This window comes from Methylobacterium sp. CCH5-D2 (assembly GCF_001556475.1).
In the GTDB taxonomy this organism is placed as follows: Bacteria; Pseudomonadota; Alphaproteobacteria; order Rhizobiales; family Beijerinckiaceae; genus Methylobacterium; species Methylobacterium hispanicum.
This window is the reverse complement of record NZ_LSIX01000753.1, coordinates 1-2,836: the sequence shown is the minus strand read 5'-3', so window position 1 is coordinate 2,836 and position 2,836 is coordinate 1. Positions and strand designations below refer to the sequence as shown.

The window sequence follows — 2,836 nt, the reverse complement described above, 5'->3', positions numbered from 1 at the left end:
TCATCGCCTGCACGCTCTTGTTCACGCGCTTGTTGACCGCGACGATCGTCGACCACAGCGCCGGCGTCAGGCTGATCCGCGCCGGCTCCGCGCGGTCCACCGCGCACTCCGCCGCGTAGGCCTGGCAGAACGTCACCCACGCCGCGATCGGCTTGGCCGCGCCGAGCGGGGTGGCGCCGGCCTCGATCGCCGGCAGGGGGAGGGCGGCCTCGGCGGCCCGCGCCGCGCCGCCGAGCAGACCGGCGCAGAGGCCGACCGCGACACCCAGCACCTTCAGAACCGACCCGCCGCGCATCGCAACCACCCCTGTTCGTGTGGCCAAGATGGCGCCCCGCCCCCTGTTCCGCGCTGAAGCCGATGCGCGCAATTTTATCGATTCGCCGCCCCCGGAGCCCCGCCTCGCCGCAGGCCCAACCGCGCCTCACGCGGATGCCGCAACTTGGGAGCATCCCGTTCAGGGATGGGAAACCGTACCCGGGGACGATCGATGGGGACGGCCGCCGATCCAGGCAGTCTCGCCGCCTGCTGGGGCCCGCGTCGACGCACGAGGGTCTCCTCCCCCTCTGCGGGGGAGGGAGAGCGCGGGGGCTATCGCTCGTGACGTCCGCCTACGTCGGGCGCGCAGGGGAAAGGGTCGGGGAGGGAACCGCGGATGCGATGGAGATGGCGAGAGAAGCCGCCCCCGCGCCTGCTCTCACAGCGTCATGCCGTCGTGGAAGCGGTCGGGATCGATCGGCAGCAGGAACTGCACGCCGAGGCCGCCCTCGAAGTAGCGCACCACCCGGCCCGGCGTCCTGCCGACCGTGACGACGGCGCCGATCGCCGGCTGGGCCGCGCAGGCGATGGCCGCGCCGGACATCGAGAAGTCGATGATACGGGCGTGGACCTCGCGGCCCGTCTCCAGGCGGAGCACGACGCCCGGCACCTTCGGCACGATGCGCTCGTGGGTGCGCCCCTCGGGCAGGCCGAGCATCTCGCGGTTGGCGAGCCAGGTGAGCTGCGAGGCGATCTTGTCGCGCTTGCGGGCCGTGCCGGCGAGCTCGATCGCGAAGCCGCCGGTCGTGTGGCGGGCGATCGTGCCCTCGATGCGGCCGACCTGCTCCAGGTAGAGCACCACCCGCTCGCCCACGGTTCCGACCACCGCGCAGGTCAGACGGACGCCGCCCGGCGACATGTCGACGGTCTGGCACGGATATTCCCGCCGGTCGCTCAGCATGTAGCGGCCGAGCAGAGCCACCTGCACGCGCTGGAACCGGCGCTGGTCGGAGGCGCGCACGGCGTGCCGCGGTGTCGGCGCACGGCCCATCTCGGGCACGACGCCGCCGGGGCCCGCAGGCATGACGAGACTCGCTTGCATCCGGATCCGACTTGACGACTGAGATCGGATCGGGACGGTACGCGGCGCCCGTTACGAAAGCCTTTTCCGGTTGCACGAAAACCTGAGGTCGTATCGCGGGGACACGACCTCAGGCACGTCCGCCGCGATGGACGAGCAGATGCCCGCGGCGCACGGGCGCGGCGTCGTTTGCGGGCGCCGGGGGAACGGCGTCGGGCAGCGGGCGCGCCCCGCTCCCGAGGATGCGCAGCGAGACCGTCTCGAGCCGGATCAGCGGCCGCAGGCCGATCCAGTGCGGCACGGTGAGCGGGCTGAGCGTGCCGAGCATGCGCGCGTGGGTGCGGCCGCGATGGCGCAGCGGCAGAAGCAGGAGTTCGAGATCGAGGCCCTCGCCGGCCGCCGTGTGCCCGCGCAGGCCCATCACCGCGCCGACGCCCTCGCCGGCCACGATCTCGAGGATCCGCCACGACTCGGCATGCGCCGGCCCGGCGAGGGCGGCATCGGGCTCCCAGAGGCCGCCGAAGGGCAGGCCGCGCAGCTCGCGGCCGAACAGCGCGCAGACCCGCGTGCCCGCGAGCCGCAGATGCGCCTCGCGCATCGGCAGGCCGATCTCCAGGATCAGGCTGTCGGCCAGCAGGTGCCGGATCTCGCCGGGCTCGATCTCGGAGCGCTCGGGCGCGCAGCGTTCCCCGCGGAGCCGGTTCCAGTAGGTGTGCAGCGCGCGACTGGTCGGATGCTTCATGTGTCCCGGATCCGTCCCTGATTCCACGGGGCTGTCCCGGTTCGGCACACCCGCGGGCGCGGTTCCGAACGATCGTGAAAGCTTAAGGAATCGCTGCGCACAGCCTATGCCTTCAGGCGTGCCGCGGCGCGCGTAACCTGGCCTTAGGGTTAATTGTCCCCGGCAATCGCGCGTCGCGCCCTCTCGCCGCCTGCGGCCGGGGACTTGCCCCGCGCCCGCGCCGGCCGACATGGAGGGACGATGGACGCCTCCCCCGACTTCCCGCGCCAGAGCCGCGTGCCCGTGTTCAACCTGCCGGGCGTGGTCACAGCCTCGATCGCCCTGCTGGTGGCGATCCACGCGGCGCGCGCCCTCGTGCTGCCCGACGAGTGGGATATCCGGCTCTTCGACGCACTCGCCCTGCTGCCGGTGCGCTGGACGCTCTGGATCGACCCGGACCGGGCCCAGGCGGTGATCGACGCCGCCGCGAAGGTCGAGGTACCGGGCTACGCGGAGGCCGTCGAGACCTACATCCGCGTCTTCGCGAGCGACCCGGAGCCGAAGCTCTGGACCTTCGCCACCTACGCGCTGCTGCACGGCTCCTGGCTCCACGTGATCTTCAACAGCGTCTGGCTCGCGGCCTTCGGTGCGCCGGTCGCGCGCCGCTGCGGGGCCTGGCGCTACGGGCTGATCGGGCTCGCGGGCACGGTGGCGGGCGCCGCGCTCCACGTGGCGATCGACCCCTTGAGCACCGCGCCGCTGGTGGGCGCCTCGGCGGG

4 protein-coding genes are annotated in these 2,836 nt (G+C 72.8%); 1 reads left to right on the top strand and 3 read right to left on the bottom strand.

Going from position 1 to position 2,836, the window contains the following annotated elements:
* The 3 genes from AX737_RS20075 to AX737_RS20065 all read right to left on the bottom strand — a co-directional run.
* A partial coding sequence (locus AX737_RS20075; RefSeq protein ID WP_197430646.1) for a transglutaminase-like cysteine peptidase occupies positions 1–295 on the bottom strand: 295 nt, incomplete at its 3' end.
* A gap of 399 nt (positions 296–694) precedes the next feature.
* A complete protein-coding gene (locus tag AX737_RS20070) occupies positions 695–1,306 on the bottom strand; it encodes a PilZ domain-containing protein (protein WP_066924372.1) in 612 nt (203 codons plus the stop codon).
* Positions 1,307–1,466: 160 nt separating this feature from the next.
* Positions 1,467–2,078, bottom strand: coding sequence for a PAS domain-containing protein (locus AX737_RS20065; protein ID WP_066924370.1), 612 nt, complete (start codon positions 2,076–2,078; stop codon positions 1,467–1,469).
* A gap of 240 nt (positions 2,079–2,318) precedes the next feature.
* Here AX737_RS20065 and AX737_RS20060 point away from each other — a divergent pair.
* Positions 2,319–2,836: rhomboid family intramembrane serine protease (locus AX737_RS20060; protein ID WP_156453848.1), on the top strand; the 518-nt coding region annotated here is incomplete at its 3' end.